22 protein-coding genes are annotated in these 18,237 nt (G+C 68.9%); 15 read left to right on the top strand and 7 right to left on the bottom strand.

The genetic code is table 11. The features are described from left to right. Window positions 1-27 precede the first annotated feature (27 nt). From mbhE to mnhG, 7 genes are read left to right on the top strand one after another with little or no spacing between them, the layout of a single operon-like run. Window positions 28-2,493, top strand: coding sequence for a hydrogen gas-evolving membrane-bound hydrogenase subunit E (mbhE, locus tag A6E15_RS06035; RefSeq protein ID WP_076144719.1), 2,466 nt, complete (start codon window positions 28-30; stop codon window positions 2,491-2,493). Continuing rightward, the gene (locus tag A6E15_RS06030) at window positions 2,490-2,954 is read left to right on the top strand and encodes an MnhB domain-containing protein (RefSeq protein ID WP_076144717.1); all 465 of its coding nucleotides are present in this window, start codon (window positions 2,490-2,492) and stop codon (window positions 2,952-2,954) included. The genes mbhE and A6E15_RS06030 overlap by 4 nt, the downstream gene beginning before the upstream one ends. Then, window positions 2,951-3,304, top strand: coding sequence for a sodium:proton antiporter (locus A6E15_RS06025; protein WP_076144714.1), 354 nt, complete (start codon window positions 2,951-2,953; stop codon window positions 3,302-3,304). Before A6E15_RS06030 ends, A6E15_RS06025 begins: the two co-directional genes overlap by 4 nt. Next, complete coding sequence (locus A6E15_RS06020; RefSeq protein WP_076144712.1) at window positions 3,301-4,962, top strand: complex I subunit 5 family protein; 1,662 nt, start codon at window positions 3,301-3,303, stop codon at window positions 4,960-4,962. Before A6E15_RS06025 ends, A6E15_RS06020 begins: the two co-directional genes overlap by 4 nt. Then, window positions 4,962-5,567: a Na+/H+ antiporter subunit E gene (locus A6E15_RS06015; protein WP_076144709.1), complete on the top strand. Its 606-nt coding sequence runs from the start codon at window positions 4,962-4,964 to the stop codon at window positions 5,565-5,567. Before A6E15_RS06020 ends, A6E15_RS06015 begins: the two co-directional genes overlap by 1 nt. Next, window positions 5,560-5,850 (top strand): monovalent cation/H+ antiporter complex subunit F, encoded by a 291-nt coding sequence (locus A6E15_RS06010; RefSeq protein ID WP_066296502.1) that lies wholly within the window; start codon window positions 5,560-5,562, stop codon window positions 5,848-5,850. The genes A6E15_RS06015 and A6E15_RS06010 overlap by 8 nt, the downstream gene beginning before the upstream one ends. After that, complete coding sequence (gene mnhG / locus A6E15_RS06005; protein WP_076144707.1) at window positions 5,847-6,221, top strand: monovalent cation/H(+) antiporter subunit G; 375 nt, start codon at window positions 5,847-5,849, stop codon at window positions 6,219-6,221. The genes A6E15_RS06010 and mnhG overlap by 4 nt, the downstream gene beginning before the upstream one ends. 1 nt (window position 6,222) lies before the next feature. Here mnhG and A6E15_RS06000 read toward each other — a convergent pair whose 3' ends face one another. Continuing rightward, window positions 6,223-6,699 (bottom strand): SHOCT domain-containing protein, encoded by a 477-nt coding sequence (locus tag A6E15_RS06000; protein ID WP_076144705.1) that lies wholly within the window; start codon window positions 6,697-6,699, stop codon window positions 6,223-6,225. Window positions 6,700-6,833: 134 nt separating this feature from the next. Here A6E15_RS06000 and A6E15_RS05995 point away from each other — a divergent pair, with 134 nt between their 5' ends. The 3 genes from A6E15_RS05995 (at window position 6,834) to A6E15_RS21345 (ending at window position 8,247) form a co-directional block, all read left to right on the top strand. Beyond that, window positions 6,834-7,478, top strand: coding sequence for a helix-turn-helix domain-containing protein (locus A6E15_RS05995; protein WP_076144703.1), 645 nt, complete (start codon window positions 6,834-6,836; stop codon window positions 7,476-7,478). A 72-nt stretch (window positions 7,479-7,550) separates the two neighbouring features. Next, window positions 7,551-7,940: a HalOD1 output domain-containing protein gene (locus A6E15_RS05990; RefSeq protein WP_084177340.1), complete on the top strand. Its 390-nt coding sequence runs from the start codon at window positions 7,551-7,553 to the stop codon at window positions 7,938-7,940. Beyond that, the gene (locus A6E15_RS21345) at window positions 7,927-8,247 is read left to right on the top strand and encodes a hypothetical protein (protein WP_245800533.1); all 321 of its coding nucleotides are present in this window, start codon (window positions 7,927-7,929) and stop codon (window positions 8,245-8,247) included. Before A6E15_RS05990 ends, A6E15_RS21345 begins: the two co-directional genes overlap by 14 nt. 84 nt (window positions 8,248-8,331) lie before the next feature. Here A6E15_RS21345 and A6E15_RS05980 read toward each other — a convergent pair whose 3' ends face one another. After that, on the bottom strand, window positions 8,332-10,563 hold the full coding sequence (locus tag A6E15_RS05980; protein WP_076144702.1) for a DHH family phosphoesterase: 2,232 nt from the start codon (window positions 10,561-10,563) through the stop codon (window positions 8,332-8,334). A 79-nt stretch (window positions 10,564-10,642) separates the two neighbouring features. After that, the gene (locus A6E15_RS05975) at window positions 10,643-10,906 is read right to left on the bottom strand and encodes a hypothetical protein (protein ID WP_076144700.1); all 264 of its coding nucleotides are present in this window, start codon (window positions 10,904-10,906) and stop codon (window positions 10,643-10,645) included. A 326-nt stretch (window positions 10,907-11,232) separates the two neighbouring features. On the opposite strand from A6E15_RS05975, the gene A6E15_RS05970 reads away from it, so the two are divergent. Further along, a complete protein-coding gene (locus A6E15_RS05970; protein ID WP_076144696.1) occupies window positions 11,233-11,961 on the top strand; it encodes a metal-dependent hydrolase in 729 nt (242 codons plus the stop codon). Window positions 11,962-12,057: 96 nt separating this feature from the next. On the opposite strand, the gene A6E15_RS05965 is transcribed toward A6E15_RS05970, so the two are convergent. Both A6E15_RS05965 and A6E15_RS05960 read right to left on the bottom strand, forming a co-directional pair. Continuing rightward, the gene (locus A6E15_RS05965; RefSeq protein ID WP_076144694.1) at window positions 12,058-12,642 is read right to left on the bottom strand and encodes a metal-dependent hydrolase; all 585 of its coding nucleotides are present in this window, start codon (window positions 12,640-12,642) and stop codon (window positions 12,058-12,060) included. Between the two features lie 4 nt (window positions 12,643-12,646). Next, window positions 12,647-12,850 carry a hypothetical protein gene (locus tag A6E15_RS05960; protein WP_076144693.1) on the bottom strand — a complete coding sequence of 68 codons (204 nt, stop codon included), beginning with the start codon at window positions 12,848-12,850 and terminating at the stop codon, window positions 12,647-12,649. Window positions 12,851-12,985: 135 nt separating this feature from the next. Here A6E15_RS05960 and A6E15_RS05955 point away from each other — a divergent pair, with 135 nt between their 5' ends. The 4 genes from A6E15_RS05955 to A6E15_RS05940 all read left to right on the top strand — a co-directional run bounded on the left by A6E15_RS05955 (window position 12,986) and on the right by A6E15_RS05940 (window position 15,783). Next, on the top strand, window positions 12,986-13,381 hold the full coding sequence (locus tag A6E15_RS05955; protein WP_076144691.1) for an OsmC family protein: 396 nt from the start codon (window positions 12,986-12,988) through the stop codon (window positions 13,379-13,381). Between the two features lie 148 nt (window positions 13,382-13,529). Then, window positions 13,530-14,597 carry a ComEC/Rec2 family competence protein gene (locus A6E15_RS05950; RefSeq protein WP_076144689.1) on the top strand — a complete coding sequence of 356 codons (1,068 nt, stop codon included), beginning with the start codon at window positions 13,530-13,532 and terminating at the stop codon, window positions 14,595-14,597. Then, on the top strand, window positions 14,594-14,938 hold the full coding sequence (locus tag A6E15_RS05945; RefSeq protein ID WP_076144687.1) for a DUF3006 domain-containing protein: 345 nt from the start codon (window positions 14,594-14,596) through the stop codon (window positions 14,936-14,938). Before A6E15_RS05950 ends, A6E15_RS05945 begins: the two co-directional genes overlap by 4 nt. 305 nt (window positions 14,939-15,243) lie before the next feature. Beyond that, on the top strand, window positions 15,244-15,783 hold the full coding sequence (locus A6E15_RS05940) for a gamma carbonic anhydrase family protein (RefSeq protein ID WP_175607213.1): 540 nt from the start codon (window positions 15,244-15,246) through the stop codon (window positions 15,781-15,783). Window positions 15,784-15,790: 7 nt separating this feature from the next. On the opposite strand, the gene A6E15_RS05935 is transcribed toward A6E15_RS05940, so the two are convergent. Together A6E15_RS05935 and A6E15_RS05930 are read right to left on the bottom strand one after the other, a co-directional pair. Further along, the gene (locus A6E15_RS05935; protein ID WP_076144685.1) at window positions 15,791-16,843 is read right to left on the bottom strand and encodes an amidohydrolase family protein; all 1,053 of its coding nucleotides are present in this window, start codon (window positions 16,841-16,843) and stop codon (window positions 15,791-15,793) included. Between the two features lie 118 nt (window positions 16,844-16,961). Beyond that, window positions 16,962-18,194 (bottom strand): HD domain-containing protein, encoded by a 1,233-nt coding sequence (locus A6E15_RS05930; RefSeq protein ID WP_076144683.1) that lies wholly within the window; start codon window positions 18,192-18,194, stop codon window positions 16,962-16,964. Between the last annotated feature and the right edge of the window lie 43 nt (window positions 18,195-18,237).

Here is an 18,237-nt window from a genome sequence, read left to right as displayed (position 1 = left end):
CGTCTCACCCTATCCTCGGCGTACCGAATGTCTCCCGACCTGGCGGTCGTCGTCGCCGCGGTCGCGTTGCCGTTCGTCGCGGCAGCACTGACGCCGCTTGCGTTCCGCGTTTTCGGAGAGCGAACCGGGTTCCTCGGGACCGCCGTCGCGCTGGCGTCGTTCGGGCTGCTCGCCACGCAGTACGGCACCGAGGGAAGCGTCGCCCTCGAGTGGATCCCGTCGTTGAACGTCGCGCTCCAGTTCTACGTGGACGGCTGGGCGCTGCTGTTCGCGATGCTTGCCACCGGCATCGGCGCGCTCGTGTTCACCTACTCGCCGGCGTACATGCACGGTCAGGCCGGCCTCCCGCGATACTACGCCGCGCTGCTCGCGTTCATGGGGTCGATCGTCGGCGTCGCGCTGGCCGCCGATCTGATCGCGGTCTTTCTCTTCTGGGAACTCACGAGCCTCGCGTCGTTCGTCCTGATCGGCTACTACACCGCCGACGACTCCTCGCAGTACGCCGCCCGGATGGCCATGTTCATCACCGTCGGCGGCGGCCTGTTCCTGCTCGTCGGCCTCCTCTTGCTCTCGATCGTCGCCGGCGACGTCCTCGGCCCGGGGGCCGCGTTCGACCTCGCGACGATGCTCGAGAACCCCGATACCATGCGCAACGCCTTGCGGGAGCGGGGGCTGTTCCTCCCGGTGCTCGGCCTGCTCGCGATCGGCGCGGGCACCAAGTCCGCGCAGGTGCCGGTCCACTTCTGGCTGCCCAACGCGATGGCGGCCCCGACGCCGGTCTCCGCCTTCCTCCACTCGGCGACGATGGTCAAGGTGGGCGTCTACTTCATCGGTCGCGTCCGGCCCATGCTCGTCGGCGAGGAGTGGCTCTTTCTCTTCGCGACGCTCGGGCTGACGACGATGACCGTCTGTGCGATCATGGCGGTCGCCGCGACCGACATCAAGGAACTGCTCGCCTACTCGACCGCGAGCCACCTCGGACTGATGGTCGCCGGCTTCGGCTTCACGTCCGTTTACGGCGCTGAAACCGGCGTCTTCCACCTCCTCAACCACGCGCTGTTCAAGGCCGCACTCTTCCTCGTCGCCGGCATCGTCGCCCACGAGGCAGGGACCCGCGAAATCGAGGAGCTCGGTGGGCTCCGTCACGACCTCCCCGTCACGGCGGCGATCACGGGCGTCGTCGCGCTCAGCATGGCCGGCATCCCGCCCTTCAACGGCTTCTACTCCAAGGAACTGCTCTTCGAGGCCGCCGTCGAGGCGAGCCACCACCACGAGATCGGCGTGCTGGGCTGGCTCTATCCAGCCGTCGCCGTCTTCGGCAGTATCTTCACCGTCCTCTACTCGCTGCGCTTTCTCTCCCTGTTCGTCGGCGAGCGACCCGACGCGCTCGGCCACGTCCACCGCCCGCCGGTGAGCCTACTCGCCCCGCCGGCCGTCCTCGCGCTGCTGGCCGCGGCCGTCAGCGTCGACCCGCAGCGAGCGGTCGACCTCGTCGTCCAGTCGGGGCTCGAGGCGACGGCGGTCGACCCCCACGCGATGCACGTCGGCCTGCCGACTTCGTACTCGACACCGGTCGGGATGAGCGCGGTCACGATCGGGGCCGGCGTCCTCGCGTACCCGGCCTACGGACGGATCCACGACGGCGTCCGGGCGGGGCTGAAAGCGGTCCCGCCGATCCGCGCGAACTGGTGGTACGACCGCGTCGTCGAGGGTCTCTCCGACGAGGGGCGAGCGTTCGCGGAGTGGGTCCACAACGGCCACCTCCGGACGTACGCGACGTGGACGCTGGCGGCGACCTGCGCGCTGGCTCTCGCCGGATTCGTCGCCGCCGGTGCCATCGTCCCGACGACGATGGGACTCGAGGTCACGGTCCCGATCGCGCTGGTGTTGCTCGTGGCGGTGATCGGCGCGGTCGCGGTCGCACGCGCCGACACCCACATCGCCGGGATCCTCACGCTCTCGATCCTCGGCTTCATGATCGCCATCTTCTACATCCTCGCGAGCGCGCCCGACCTCGCGCTGACCCAACTGGTCGTCGAGACGCTCGTGCTGGTGATCTTCCTGCTGGTCGTCGAGGAGATCCCCGAACGCTACGAGATCGAGGTCGGGCGGGTCGCCCGCGACGCCGCCCTCTCGGTCGCCGTCGGCGCGACCGTCTTCGTGACGATTCTGGTCACGACCGACGCCCGGCCCGACGGCCCGACCGAGATCGCCCGCGCCTACGCCGAGCAGGCGGTTCCGGGCGGCGGCGGGACCAACATCGTCAACGTGACGCTGGTCGACTTCCGCGGCTTCGACACGCTCGGCGAACTCGCCGTGATCGCGCTCGCCTCGATCTCGATCCTGACGCTGATCGTCATGCGCGGTCGCGGCGACGCGAGTTCCGCCGGCGACGACGGATCCCGCGCCGACTCGAGCGTCGGCGGACCGACCGTCGACGACGCCGCCGACGCCGGCACCGACGGCGGCCCCAGCGGAGGTGAGGATGCGTGACGACGGTCATCATGCGGACGACCGCGCGGGCGATCGTCCCGATCGTCCTCGTCGTCGCGATCTCGTTGTTCGTCGAGGGGCACAACCTGCCCGGCGGCGGGTTCATCGGCGGCGTCCTCACGGTGACGGCGTTCGGGATCGTCTACATGGCGTTCGGACTGGACTTCCTGGAGCGGGGGGTCCTCGGCCGCGAGGTCGATCCCGGGAAGGGGCCCTCGCGGGACCGCGTCGTACTGGCGTATCGCCGCCTGTTCGCATACGGCTTCGCGATCGCGGTCGCGAGCGGCCTCGCCCCGCTGGTCTTCGACCGTCCCTTCCTGACCCAGACGTTCGTCATGCTCGAGGGAGTCCCGATCTACGACCACCTCGAGGTCGCGAGCGCGCTGGCCTTCGACTTCGGGGTCTACTGCGTCGTCGTCGGTGGACTGCTCACGATCCTCTCGGTGGTGGGTGCCGAATGACCGCGATCGCCCTGGCGGCCGCGGTCGGCGCGCTGTTCGCGCTGGGAACGTTCCTGCTCCTGCGGCGGGATCTGATCCGGGTCGTCTGGGGGCTGGCGATCATCAGTCAGGCCGCGAACGTCTACCTGCTGGCGATGGGCGGGATCGCGCCGGCGACCGCCGACTCGGTGCCGGTACTCGCCGGTCACGGCGAGGGCGTGCCGGAGACGGCCGATCCGCTGGTTCAGGCGCTGGTGTTGACCGCGATCGTCATCGGCTTCGGCATGACGGCGTTCGCGCTCGTGCTGTCGTATCGGGTCTACGAGGAACACGACACGTTGGACGTGACGGAACTGGGTGATCGCGAATGACGACGACGCTGACCGCGACGCCGGTCGGAACCGAATCACAGCTCGTGATCGCGCCGATGCTGATCGTCCTGGTCGCGGCCGCCGCGACGCTGTTTCTCGGCCGCCACCCCCGGGCTCGAGCGGCCGTGAGCCTCGCGGCCGGCGTCGCCTACGGGCTCGCCGTGGCGGCGATCGACTGGTATATCGTCCTCGCGCCCTCGGCGCCGGGGATCGCGACCTACCAGGTCGGCGACTGGCCGGCCCCCTTCGGGATCACGCTGGTCGCGGACGGCCTCTCGGCGTTCATGCTGACGATGGTCGCCGTGCTGGGGATCGGATCGTTGGTCTTCTCCACTCGTCGGCTCCCCGGCGGGGAAGGCCGTAGTTACTACTTCCCGCTCTTTCACTTCCTCGCGCTGGGCGTGACGGGCGCGTTCCTCACCGGCGACCTTTTTAACCTCTTCGTCTGGTTCGAGGTCATGCTGATGGCCAGCTACGTCTTCGTCGCCTACAGCGGCGGCCCCCAGCACACCCGCGCCGCGTTCTGGTACGTCGCGTTGAACCTGCTTGCGAGCGCCGTCTTCCTGCTCGGGGTCGGCGGGATCTACGCGACGACCGGCACGCTCAACATGGCCGATCTCGCCCAGCGGCTCGCCGACCCCGCGGCCTACGGCCTCGAGCCCGTGCCCGTCGTCGGCCTGCTCGGCATGCTCCTGTCGGTGTTTGCCATCAAGGCCGGTCTGGTCCCCTTCCAGTTCTGGATCCCGACGGCCTACCGGGCCGCGCCGCCCCAGATCACCGCCCTGCTGGCCGGCGCGACCAAGAAGGTCGGCATCTACGCGATCATCCGGCTTTCCTTTACCGTCTTCGCCGGTGCCGAGGTCGCCGTCGACCTCCCGCTGCCGGTCGTCGACGCCGCGATCGCCGGCGACTCGCCGCTGCCGTTCGTCGGCGCGGCGCTGCTCGTCATGGGCGCCGGCAGTATCCTCGTCGGCGGGATCGGGGCCGTCGGCCGCGACTCCATGGAGGGCGTGTTCGCCTACTCGAGCATCGGACAGGTCGGGTTCATCGCCGTCCCGGTCGGGATCGCGGCGACGACGGTCGATCCGGCGCTTCGCGAGTTCGCGATCATCGCCGCGCTGGTGTTCGCGCTGAATCACACGCTGGCGAAGGGATTGCTCTTTCTCGCGGTCGGGACCGTGCGCTCGGCGACGGGGACGAGCCGCTTTACCGATCTCGGCGGGCTGGCCGGCCGGTCGCCGCCGCTGGCGATCGCGGTCTTTATCGCCTCGCTCGCGCTCGTCGGCATCCCGCCGCTGTCGGGCTTTTTCGGTAAGTTCCTCGTCTTCGACGTCGCGGCGCGGGCGCGGGCCGGCCCCGTCATCGTCCTCCTGCTGGTCGGCTCGCTGTTGACCATCGCGTACGCGACCCGCATGTGGAACCGGAGCTTCTGGGGCGCTCGGACCGACGCCGTCGACGCGGCGACGATCGACCCGGTTCAGGTCGGCGTCCTCGCGGTTCTGGCGGCGACCATCGTCGTGGTCGGGATCGGCTTCGATCCCGTCTACGAGTTCGCGGAAACGGCCGCGGAGGCCGCCCTCGACACCGATGCCTACGTCGACGCGGTCGACCCACAGGAAGTGAGCGATCTCGACGGCTCGAGCGGGGGTGACCACTAATGAGAGTTCGCACCTGGCCGGTCGTCGGCGTCGTCTTCGCCGTCCTGTGGGTGTTCGTCGTCGGCCAGCCGCTGACGCCGATCTCGCTCGTTCGGGGCTTTCTGGCGGGACTGATCGTCGGGCTGCCGATCGCGTACGTGTTCCGCCGGCTCTACGGCCGACGACTCGATCTCGGGCGTGGCCTTCGTGCGCTCCCCTACGCCGGGCTCTATCTGGGGGCGTTCACGCGGGAACTCCTCCGGGCGAACGTCGACGTCGCCTACCGGGTCCTCTCGCCGGGGATGCCGATCGAGCCCGAGGTGATCCTGGTGCCGCTGCGGGTCGAGTCCGACGTCGCGGTCACGGTCATCGCCAACAGCATCACGATCACGCCCGGGACCGTGACCCTGGACTACGACGACGAGACCAACGCCCTGTACGTCCACGGCGTCGACGGCCGGAACCCCGAGGCGATCGCCGAGCCGATCCGGACCTGGGAGGACTACGCCCTCGAACTGTTCGACGAGAACGCATCGCCCGACGACGAACCACGTTCGATCGTCGTCTCCGGCGGGGAAAGGGATAGTACGGCGGACCGCCAACGGGGAGGTGTCGGCGATGACTGAGAGCGATCCCGCCGTCCTCGAGACGGCGATCCGGGCCGCGCTCGTCGTGGTCAGTGCCCTCTGTGTCGCCTGTGGCTACCGGGTGATCCGCGGGCCGACGAACCCGGACCGGGTGATCGCGCTCGATGCCATCGCGACCAACGTCATCGCGATCGCGGTCCTCTTCGCGCTGCTGACCGGCCGGGGCCTCTTTATCACGGTGAGCCTCGTGCTGGCGATCATCGGCTTCATCGCGACCGTCGCCGTCGCCAAGTTCGTCACCGACGGGGAGGTGATCGAATGATCCACGCCGCCGTCGTCATCGCCCTGATCGCTATCGGGGTCTTCTTCCTGACCGTCGGGACGATCGGATTGCTTCGCCTGCCCAACGTCTACAACCGGATGCACGCCACGAGCAAGCCCACGACGCTCGGCACCGCCGCGATCTTCCTGGCCGGCTTCGTCGAGTTCGGCCCCGGCTCGGAGGGACTGACCGCCCTCATCGGCATCGGCTTCCTGTTCCTGACGGTGCCGACGGGCACCCACATGATCGCCCGGGCCGCAGAACAGATCGGCGTCCCGTTCCTCGGGAGCGTCACCTGGCCCGATCCCGACGCCGTCGAACGACCCGACCGCACCGAGCGAACGGACGAGGCCGAGCCGGGCGACGATTGACTCAGCGATCGTACTCGAGGTCCCGATCGCGAACCGCGTCGTCACGCCGGTCGCGCTCCCGCGTCCACTCCTGGGCGTCCTCGAGCGTCTCCGTGTCCAGCAGCCGCTCGAGTTTGCGCTCGAACTGCTCGTCGCTCAGTTCCCCCGCGGCGTAGCGCTCGCGCAGCGTCTCGAGGGCGTCGCGCGGGCTCGTCTCGGTGTCGGCCGTCGGCTCGGATCGGTCGGCGTCATCCGACGAGAGGTAGTCGTCGGCCCACTCCTCGCGGTCGGCCTCGTCGCCGAACAGGATCGCCACCAGCGGGACGACGGCGATGTAGCCGACGAGCAACGCCGCGAGCCACCAGTCCTGTCCGGTGAACATCGCCCCCAGCCAGATCGCCGTCACGAGCAACGAGACGATCCCCGTGGCGTTCTCGCGGAGTCGGGTCCACGGATCGTCGCCGGCCGGTTCGCGGCCGATTCCCTCGGGTCCGCTCATGCGTGTGCATTCGGCGTGGAGGGGAAATACGTTGGTGGTCCGAGGGATCACCGAGCGTCGCGAGGCGGCACCGATCGACGGTCCGACGGCACCGCAACCCGATCGTTCACGGTGTGTCGGCACCTCTCACGAGTATGGCTATCGAGGCGTCGTTCACCATCGACCGGACCGAGTTCCCGTTGACCGCCGTCTTCGAGGCGTTCCCCGACGCGACCATCGAACTGGACCGAGTCGTCCCGACGGACGACGCCGTCGTTCCCTACTTCTGGATTTCCGCGGCCGGGATCGACGAGTTGACGGCCGATCTGAGCGAGGACGAGGGGATCGAGACGGTCAAAATAATCGACCGACTGGAGGCGCAACTGTTCGTCCGCATCGACTGGAACCTGGACTACGCGAGCGTCCTCACCGGACTCGTCGAGACCGACGTGACGCTCCTCTCTGGGTTCGGCGACAGCGAGAACTGGACGTTCGAAGTCAGAAGCGCCGACCAAGCGGCGGTCGCCGAGTTCCAGACGTACTGCCGTGCGAACGACATTCCGGTTCGGCTCGCGCAACTACACGCGCTCTCGCCGCTCGAGTCGGACGGCGAATACGATCTCACCGAGGGCCAGCGGACCGCGCTGGTACTGGCCTACTCCCGGGGCTACTTCGACTCGCCGCGGAAGGCCACGCAGGCCGATCTCGCCGACGAACTCGACATCAGCCGGCAAGCGGTGTCCTCGCGGCTGCAACGCGGGCTGCGGCGACTCGTCGCGAGTTCGCTGATAACGGGGTGAGGTCGACCGACTTAAATGCATGTTGCTCGAGCAAAACCCACCGTCATCACCGTCGATACCGTTTTACGGGTAATGAATACGCCAGCAGGCTCGATCGATGCCCTCGAGATCGTCGACTCGATGCACGCCGTGGAGTTCGATCCCGACGCGGGGCTGTTCCGGGCGACGTACGATCGGACCCGCGATCGGTCGAGCCTCGCCGTCGTCGCAGCGGTCGCGGTCGCGAGCAGCACCACTCCGGTCGATCTGGCGCCGCTCCACACCGCCGTCGAGACGGCCGCGCTCGATTCCCTCTTTCCGGGGTCGGTCGACGACGCGGAACCGGCTCGGATTTCGTTTCCCTACGAGGGGTTCGAGGTGACGGTGTCCGGCACTGGCGCGATCGAGCTCGATTCACAGGGGGAGCAGCCGGCGGCGAACGCCCCGGACGGGACCACGGGTGTCTCGAGTGGGACCCGATAGCCGAACGGCAGAACGCGGTACGGACCTCGCGACCGCGTTGAGGGCCCAGCGGGACCGGGTGCTGGCCGCGCTCGCGGACGACGGCTCGCTCGAGGCTACGCCGATTCTCCGCCCCGACGAACGCCTCGACTGCGACGCCTACGTCACGCTCGTCTACGAGTTCCACCACGTCGTGCTCCCCGAACTGGCGGCCGACGGTCTCGTCCGCTTCGATCGAGAGGCGGACGCGGTGACGCGCGGGGGTCGGTTCGACGCGGCGGCCGCGCGAGCCGACTGCACGTGCGAGTCGTCGGACGGAACGCGTTAGTGGTCGCGGTTCCGGTTCGAGTTCCGACCCCCACCACAGCGCCGCCGCTCGCGGGTCGAGCGGACGACGGAGGAAGAACGGGGCTTACGCGAGCGTCTCGCCGAGCGCCTCGAGCGCGGCCTCACGAACCACATCGCGTTCGCCGGGCAGGAACTCGACGTGGCCGTCCTGACCGCCGACGACGGAGACCCCGCCGTTCGGGACCGCCTCGGCGATCGCGTCGCCGAGTTCGCGGACGTCGACCGGATCGGTCGCGCGGACGTGGAGTTCGTCGTCGCCGACGCCGAGCGTGACGACCGGCGGGTCGGCACGGTCGCGCTCGCTGCGATGGAGCGCGTCCAGCAGCAAGATCGTGTTCGGGAAGTTGTACCGATGCGTGAAGGCGTCGGTGTCGAGGACGGAGACGGTGACCCCGTCGACGCCCCGCACGGAGAGGTTCTCGCGGGCCGTCTCGAGTTCGGTCTCGAGCTTGTCGCGGAACTGTTCGGAGACGTGAGCCGCGAGGTCGCCGTCGCGGGGCCGCTCGGCGTCCTCGTCGCCGAACAGCAGGTCGATGATGAGTTCGCGTTTGTCCTTGTAGGACTGGTAGTAGGCCTGCAGCGCGACGGCCTCGCGGCGCTCGGAGATTCCGGTCTCGTCGTAGCCGGCCTCGCGGGCGAGCTCGAGGTAGGCCTCGGGGGCGTCCTCCCAGTAGCTGACCGCGGGGAGGTGTTCGAGGTCGGCACGGACGTCGTCGTTGACGTGGGCGGCGACGGTGGCCGCCAGTGCCGTCGAGGTCACGTCCGAGACGTCGACGCCGGCGAGCGAGGGCGCGACGGCGAGGTCGACCGCGTCGGTGACCTCCTCGTCGGCCCGGCTGTCGTCGATCACGAGCGAGTCGGCGTCGTACAGCGAGAGCAGGTCGTAGCCGTCGACGGATTCGACGGTCGAGCCGGCGTCGATCAGCACGACTAAGGGAAGCTGCTCGCCGTGTCGGTCGCGGGCCTCGAGCATCGAGGTGACGTCGCCCGTGGCGGCATCCATGTCGTAGACGCGGCCGTCGAGCGGACGGCGCTCGAAGTAGTGGTACTCGGCGTCGTCGCGGGTGTGTTTCTCCCGGATCAGCGGGAGGACGGCGCGTTCGATCGCAGCGCCGGCGACGTAGCCGTCGGCGGTCGCGCCGTGGCGGACGACGATCGGCCGGGCTTCCATGACGGCGCGTCGGATCGCGGTCGCCGCGTCGGCGACGGCGTCCTCGACGGCCGCGACGGCCTCGTGGTCTGCAAGCGGCGCGACGTCGGCCGGTCGGGCCTCGCGTTCGATCGCCGTCTCGAGGCGGTCGACGACGCGCTCGCGCTCGTCGCCCTCGAGAACGTCGAGGGATTCGGTTTCGACCTGCAGATCGCCGTGGTGGTGTTCGACCTCGCCCTCGAGGCCGACGACGTCGTCGATTTCGACGTTGGGGTAGGCGCGAACGCCGGCCTCCTCGAACGCCGCACACTCGACGCTGCCGGTTTCGTCCGTCAGTTCGAACACCGTCGGACCGCTCGTCTGTCGAACGCCGGTGATCTCGCCCTCGAGGCGGACGACGCTACCGACCTGGTTCTCGATGGCTTCGACGGTCGTTCGCTTGAGCGCGGGTTCGTCCTCGGCCTCGGACGCGGCGTCGGCCGCGTCGCCGGTCGCGGGAGTCGAGGCGGCGGCGGACTCGGTCGCGACCGAGCCGCTGCTCGCGACGGCGCCGGCGGCCTCGGCGGCCGCGGGCTGGTTGTCCTCGACGGTATCGGTGTCTGACTCGGTGTCCTCGGCGGCGGCCTGCAACTCGCCGGCCTTCGCAGCGCGGTCGTCGGTGACCTGCGCTTCGGGTTCGGCGTCGGAGCCGTCGGCCGCCTCGGTCGACGACTCGTTCGAGCCGGCGTCGGCGTCGCCGTTCCCGGCGTCACTATCGTCTTCGAGGTCTTCGGGCCGGAACTCGTCGTCCTCGGTCTCGATCAGCTTGCCGCGGAACTCGCGTTCGCGCTGACGGATCGACCAGCCGAGGTCGACGTTGCCGTTGTCCCGAACGTCGAGAACCTGAACGAAGACGTCGTCGCCCGGTTCCCAGTCGAGACTCTCGAGGCGCTGGTCGAGTTCGCTTCTGTGCAACAGTCCGGTGACGTGATCTCCGATGTCGACGAAGACACCGAAGTCGGCGTAGCCGTCGACGGTACCCCGGTAGTACCGACCGGGGGTGAGCTGTGAGGCAGCGGTGCCGCGGAATTCGAACACGGCGTCCTCCTCGTGGCTCTCGCAGATCTCGCCGTCAACGGGTGTGCCGCAGATGATACAGTTACCCATCTACTCGGACCAAGCAGTTTCGCCCTAAAACGGTTGTCGGAATGCGTTCGCCAGCCGAACCCCATTCGTGACCCCGATCTCAGTCGAAAACCGGCGACTCCTCCTCGAGGCGCTCGATGTCGTCGACTAACTTCCGGACGTCCTCCGGGAACAGCGAGATCTGGATCTCGTTGTCGTCCTCGTCCTCGAAGACGAGCTTGACGCGCTTGTCGCCGAACTCCCGCGCTTCGGCCGACTCGACGTCGAACAGCTTGGCCGTCGCCGCCTTGTTGTTCGGCCCGACGTTCTTGATCGCACCGTCGTTCAACTCTACCATGAACTCCTCGAGCGTGAGCGCGAGCATGGTCGCCGTACGGACCGGAGCTAAAAAACGCCACGGCATCGCGGGTCGATCAACGCCTGCCTAAAGCCAGTGACCCCCGCAGCGACCGGTCGGGGCCGGCCGCGAGGACCACCGCCGCATGCGTGGTGTGTCAGTTCGCCTGCGGCTTGCTGGCGTAGCGAGGGCGGAGGTATAAATTGTGGTGATCGTCCACCCGGAGACGGCGGGCCGACGGTCTGGGACGGTGGGCCAGACACCCGTTGACCGCGAGGTCACGGACCGTCGACTCGAGGGATCGTCCGCCTCGCCCAGTTTTAAGTTGTATTCGCCCCAATTGATCGGATGCTATGGAACTTACCTGGCACGGCCACTCGACGTGGCACGTCACCGTGGGGGAGACGGAGCTGCTGATCGATCCGTTCTTCGACAATCCGAAGACGGATCTGGAGCCGGCGGATGTCGATACGCCGGATTACGTGCTGTTGACACACGGCCACGCGGATCACATCGCCCACGCGGGCGAGTTCTCCGACGCGACGCTGGTCGCGACGCCGGAGATCGTCTCCTACTGCGAAGACGAGTTCGGCTTCGATGACGCCGTCGGCGGCATGGGGATGAACCTCGGGGGAACCGTCGAGTGCGGCGACGCCTACGTCACCATGACCCGCGCCGACCACACCAACGGGATCATGACCGAAAACGACGAAAGCGGCGGCATGCCCGCCGGCTTCGTCATCTCGGACACGAAGCCCACGCAAGTCAGCGACGAGGACTCGACGACGATCTACAACGCCGGCGACACCAGCCTGATGAGCGAGATGAAAGACGTCATCGGCCCCTACCTCGAGCCCGACGCGGCGATCGTCCCGATCGGCGACCACTTCACGATGGGGCCCCAGCAGGCCGCCGTCGCCGTCGACTGGCTCGACGTCGACCACGCCTTCCCGCAGCACTACGACACCTTCCCGCCGATCGAACAGGATCCCGAGGACTTCGCCAGCGAGGTCCGCGGCACCGGGACCGACGCCGAGGTCCACGCGCTCGAGGCCGACGAGCCGTTCGAACTCGAGGGCTGAGCTGGCATCGCCGCCTCGAACAGGGGATTCGAGTCCGACCGACGATCGTTTTTTCGTTCGAACCGTCGCACTATGGGTCCGTTTCCGGCCGCGCCGTCAGTCGTCGCCGCTCGTGTGAGACGACTCGCGACCGCCGATCCGATAGCGCGTCTCGAGCGGATAGCGGTCGTCCCAGACGAGCAGCAGGTGGAGGGCGACGGCGACGCCGAACAGGCCGACGTTCCAGACGGGCGAATCGTAGTAGATGACGTCGACGACGATCGGCTCCGGGTACAGCGGCCAGAACGGCGAGAGCGGGGCCGCGACGTCCGGCGCGGAGAGGACGTCCGCGAACAGGTGGCTGATACCGCCGGTAAGCAGTCCGCCCGTCGCGAACGCGAAGACCGTCTCGCTCCCGATATCGGTGCTTCGGATCCAGCGGGTGGCGTTGACCCAGTCGGTGAGAGAGCGGGCCGCGACCGCCCCGGCGAGGACGCTGCTCAGCGCCACGAACAGCAGGGTATGGGTCACGCCGTGATGGGTGATCGGCAGGACGCCCTGCAGGACCAGATCGGTGTCCGGGAGCATGGCCGTCACCAGCGTGAAGCCGGCGAACGCGAGCGCTGCTCGGCGGCCCCAGACGAGCCACGCCGGCGCGGCGAACAACAGCGCCATCGCGAGGTGTCCGGTGACGTCGACCATCGGCTCACCCCGACCGACGGAGTCGCCGCATCACCCGGAGACACAGCGACGCGGCCGTTCCGATACCCGGGACTCGAGCGGAGAGCGCGGCCGCGCCGAGGAGCACGAGCGCGCTCTTCGGCCGCCCCCGCCGGACCGCCATCGCACTGTCGACCAGCGTCGAGCGGATACTGAGCCCGTTGATCGACCGTCTGTCGAGCGTCCCCATCGTTCGTCCGCGGACGTTGGCCCGCAACCGACAAGGCGAACCGCACTGCAAGCGCAGGCCCGACGCCGCGGATCTCGGCCGCCGCGGAACCCCCACCAAACGTTTACGCCGTCGCTCGTGGACGACTCGAGTGCCATGGCGAAGCAGGTCACCACCGTTTCCGACGAGGGGTACAGCGCGACCAACGAGATCCGCGACTTCGAGACGACCGTCGACGCCAACGGCGAGGCGGCACCCGACACGCTCGAGACGCTGCTTGCGGCCTACGGCTCCTGTTACGTGCCGGCGCTGCGGGTCGGCGGCCAGCAGCGCGGGGCCGACGATCTCGGTCGGATCGAGATCGACATCGACGGCGACCTCAACGACGACGACAAACTCGAGTCGATCGCCTTCGACATCCGGGTGGAAGCCGACGTCGACGACGACACCGGCGAGGAGATCCTCGAGCGGGCCTTCGAACTCTGCAAGGTCCACGACGCGCTGAAAGACGGGCTGCACGCGGAGGCGAGCTTCGAGGGCGACGCGTTCTGAGGACTGCCACCGACGGTCCGGTCCCGCGGCCATCGCCCCCGTTTCGCGGCCGTCGACGACTCTCCGTTCGAGTCAGCCGCCCGAGCAGTTTCTCGATCGCAGGGGTCCGAACCCCCATTGCCCTCGAGGCCGTCCGTCACGGACACGAATGGGGCGAACCATCACGGTCGTCGCGATCGCGGGGCTGCTCGTCCTCGCCGGTTGTAGCGGCGGGTTCGGCACGGACGACGGCGACGGAACCGCCGCGGTCGAACGCAGCGGCGACCTCGAGATCCACCACATCGACGTCGGGCAGGCCGACTCGACGCTCGTGGTCACGCCGTCGAACGAGACGATCCTGATAGACACCGGCGACTACCGCGACGACGGCGAGACGGTTATCGACTACCTCGAGGCCCGCGACATCGACCGGATCGACCATCTGGTCACGACTCACGGCCACGCGGATCACATCGGCGGCCACCCCGCCGTCATCGAATCCCTCGAGACAGAGGGCGAGGGCGTCGGCGCGGTCTACGACTCCGGCGTCCCGCACACGACCGCGACCTACGACGCGTATCTCGACGCGATCGAGGCCCACGACGTGACGCTGTACGAAGTCGCGGCGGGCGATCGTCTCCCGCTCGAGAGCGACGATCTCACGGCGACCGTCTTGAACCCGCCCGAGAACGAGACGAGCGGCGACGTCGACGCCAACGGCATCGTCCTCGCCCTCGAGTACGGCGATTTCTCCTATCTGGCGACCGGCGATATCGCCGAGCGGACCGAACGGCGACTGGTCGAAACGCGCGGCGACGACCTCGCGGCCGACGCCTATCAGGCGGGCCACCACGGCTCCTCGACTTCCTCGAGCGCCCCCTTGCTCGACGCAGTCGCCCCCGAGGTAGCCGTCGTCTCGAGCCCGCTCGACTCGCGGTACGGCCACCCCCACGACGAGGTGCTGGCGGCCTTCGCCGACCGTGGCGTCGAGACCTACTGGACCGGCGTCCACGGGACCGTCGTCCTCGCGACCGACGGAAACGAGATCGACGTCGCGACCGAACGCGAGGGGCCGACGGCTCCCGAGGCGCTGCTCGAGCGGAAGGCGGACGCACAGTCGTCGCTCGCGGCCGCACAGTCGTCGCTCGCGGCCGCACCGGATGGGCTCGACCGCCCACGCGCCAACGAGGTCCGACCCTCGTTTGATGGCGCTCCCGCCCGTACGCTCCCTCGATGAGCGAACCCTACACCGGGGTCCTCGACCGGATCGTCGACGGGGAACGAGCGGTGCTGTTGCTCGAGGACGGCGGGGACGACGACCGAGCGACCGAGAACGCGGCCGGCGAGGAACCCGGGGACGGAGCCGAACCCGGACGGGCGACCGTCGTCGACGAACTCGTCGTCGGCGTCGACGCCCTGCCGGCCGAGGGCCGTCACGAGGGGGCCGTCTTCGCGGTTCGCGTCGATACGGACGGAACGCTGCTCGAGGCGAGCTACCGGGCGGACGCGGAAGGGGAGCGTCGGGCGTCCGCCCGGGAGCGATTCGACCGGCTCTCCGAGCGGTTGCCCGACGAGTAGCGCCAGCGGACGGGATGGGTGGAAGGGAGGGGACGAAACGGAAAGGGGGAAGTACCGAACCGCGGTAGGTTCGGGGGGATGACAGGCGACACGCGGCCGTCGGTGCGACGATGGCGTGTCGCCGTTTCCATCTTGGGGAGAAACTGCATTAGCCCTACTGCCAAAATGTATTGGGTCTCGAGCCGAACGAATCCCGAGAGTCGGCAGCATCGGCCACCCTGCGGCGCTGCGCGCTCGGAGCCGGTCGGTCGAGCCGATTTCCCTCGCGTCGAGACCGCTCGACGACGGCGCGCGTGCGAGTCGGGATGGGCAGGTTCAAGAGCGTCCTCGAGACAGGAACAGCCATGTTACGATCGTTCGACGGGACGGAACCGCAGGTCGCCGACTCGGCGTACGTCGACGACGCGGCGGTCGTCATCGGCGACGTCGTCATCGAGGAAGACGCGAGCGTCTGGCCGAACGTCACGATCCGGGGCGATCACGGCCGGATCGTCGTCGGCGAGGGAGCGAACGTCCAGGACAACGCCGTCCTCCACGAGGACGCCGAACTCGCGCCGTACTCGACGGTCGGCCACAGCGCCATCGTCCACGCCGCGACCGTCGCCGAGCGCGCGCTGGTCGGCATGAACGCGGTCGTCCTGGACGACGCCCACGTCGGCGAGGGATCGGTCGTCGCCGCCGGCAGCGTCGTCACCGAGGGCACCGAGATCCCCGAGTCGACGCTGGTCGCCGGCACCCCCGCGGAGCCGAAGACCGAGATCGAGGACGCCCACCTGCAGGCGACGGCCGACCGGTACGTCGAACTCTCGTCGGAACACGCGGCGACATCCGAACGGCTCGACTGACCATCACTCAGCGATCGCCGTCGCCGTCCGCGGTCGCGTCCGCACCGTAGCGGACCTCCCGCACGTCGTCGACGCCGGCCCGCCGGACCACGGCCCGGACCGGATCGCGAGCGCCCGCGAGGTTATCCGAGTCACCGTCCAGTACCAGCAGTCGGGCCTCCCGCCCGGGCTCGACCAGTCCGTACTCCAGGTCGGCGATCTCGGCCCCGTTGACCGTCGCCATCCGGAGGATCTCGGCGGCCGGCAGGTCCGACAGCTTCGCGAGGAACTCCATCTCGCGGAACATCGACGGCGAGTTGAGCATCACGTTGTCCGTCCCCAGCGCCAGCGTCGTCCGCTCGTCGAGTTCCGCGTAGGGCGAGAGTCCCACGTCCGTGACGAGGTTCGATCGCGGGCAGACGACGACCGGAATCTCGCTGTCCGCGAGCCGCTCGAGGTGGACCGGTTCGGGATGGACCATGTGGACCAAAAAGTCGGGCTCGAGGTCCAGCGCCGGGTTGATGTCGCTCGAATCGACCTCGCCGGCGTGGATGCCGAAAGGCTTGCCGGTCTCACGGGTCGCCGTCCGTTCCCGGTCGAAGCTGTCGTCGTTGGCCCCGCTGGCCCCGAAGCCGTCGCCCGCATGCATCGCGTCGATCGATCCCCGCGCGAACGACAGCGCGTCGATCGAGAGCCCCTCGGCCGCCCGCTCGAGCGTCCGGACACCCTCGACGCCGCCCTCGCGGAACTCAAGACAGGCCGCCGTGCCGCCCCGCTGCATGAACTGCAGCGAGCGTCGCATCGCCGCGGCGAGTTCGTCCTGCGAGGCCGCCCGCAGGAGTCGGTGTTTCAGCCCGTCCGGCGGCGCGACCAGTTCCTCGAGCGAGAGGCCGCCGCCGGCTTCCTTGGCGATCGAGTCGCCGATGTGGGTATGCGCGTTGACGAAGGCCGGCAGAATGATGTCGTCGCTCTCGACCGACGTCTCCTCGACGGCCTCGATGCGGCCGTCGTCGTCGATCACGACCCGCCCCTCGACGGGCTCGAACTCGCGGCCGCGGAGGATCGTTCCCGTTCGTTCCATACCGGGCCGTTCGTGGGCCGTCTTTTCAATCGTTCCGACCCGATATCGGTCGGGGCTGCGTTCGCCGTCGCTCGAGTCGTCTCGAACGCCGCCGGTTCCGCGAGCGAGGCGCGCCCCGCTACTCGACGAACTGGTCCAGCGTCGCGTCCACGCCGTCCCGGACCTCGCTGACCAAGGCACCGTCGATGTCGAGCCCGAGGACGTCGACGGCGGCCCGGCCGACCCGGTCGCGGAGGTCGGCCGGCGAGTACACCCCGAGCCGCCACTGGGAGTACTGGGACGCCCGCAGGGCCGCGACCAGCGGCGACTGCTCGTCCAGTCGTCTGATCTCGCCGTTGACCATCACCCGCGAGGTGGACTCGGTCATCGAGGGGCGACTCGGCACGTCGAGGATGACCCGCTCCGGATCGACGCCGGCCCGGTCGCTGATCTCGCGTTCGAACGCCCGGATCGTCCCGTGATCGGCCTCGATGATCCCGCCGGGCACGTCGTCCATCTCCGCCCACACCGCCCGCTTGAACAGGTCCCGCTGGTCGAGGCGGCGGGAGAACTCGCTCGTCGCCGGACACGACCGCAACGCCACGAGCAGTTCGGGGTCGTCCATCCGCTGGAGGATCCCGGCGTCGACGTCGGTCTCGGGGGACTCGAGCAGCCGTTCGGCCGCCCGGCGCAGCATCGCCTTCCCGATTCGGGCGACGCTGTGGCTGTAGACGGTCGGGTTCATCAGCGCCCGGGCGACCAGCAGGCTCTCGGCGGTCTGGACGTTGCCTTCCGCGAGGACGAGCTCGCCGTCGGCGAAGGTCAACTCACGGACGAGTCGGCCGTGATCGATCGTCCCGTAGGGGACTCCGGTGTGGTGGGCATCCCGTACCAGATAGTCCATCCGATCGACGTCGAGTTCCCCGGAGACGAGCTGTCCGAACCGGCCTTCGCCGGCGACCAGGTCCGCGACGCGGTCGGGCTCTAAACCGTGCGATCGCAACACCTCGCCGACCTCCCCGTCGGCCAGCAGGTCGTGGACGTCGTCGTGATACCGGCCCGTCCGGCGGTGGGTCAGCGACTCGAGGTTGTGGCTGAAGGGGCCGTGGCCGACGTCGTGGAGCATGGCGGCGGCGTGGACCCGCTGGGCCTCCCGACCTTCGATACCGAGCTGCTCGAGGGCCTCGCAGGCGAGGTGATAGACGCCGAGGCTGTGTTCGAAGCGGGTGTGGTTGGCCGAGGGGTAGACCAGCGAGACGGTGCCCAGTTGGTTGATGCGGCGCAGCCGCTGGAGCGCCGGCGTGTCCAGCAGATCGCGGGCGACGCCGTCGACCCGGATGTGGTCGTGAACGCTGTCCTTGATCGTCTTCATTGGCGCGGGGGTTCGGCCCGAACGTACAAAAACGGTCGTCCGG

It is taken from the genome of Natrinema saccharevitans, from assembly GCF_001953745.1.
In the GTDB taxonomy this organism is placed as follows: Archaea; Halobacteriota; Halobacteria; order Halobacteriales; family Natrialbaceae; genus Natrinema; species Natrinema saccharevitans.
This window is presented reverse-complemented; position numbering and strand designations above follow the sequence as displayed.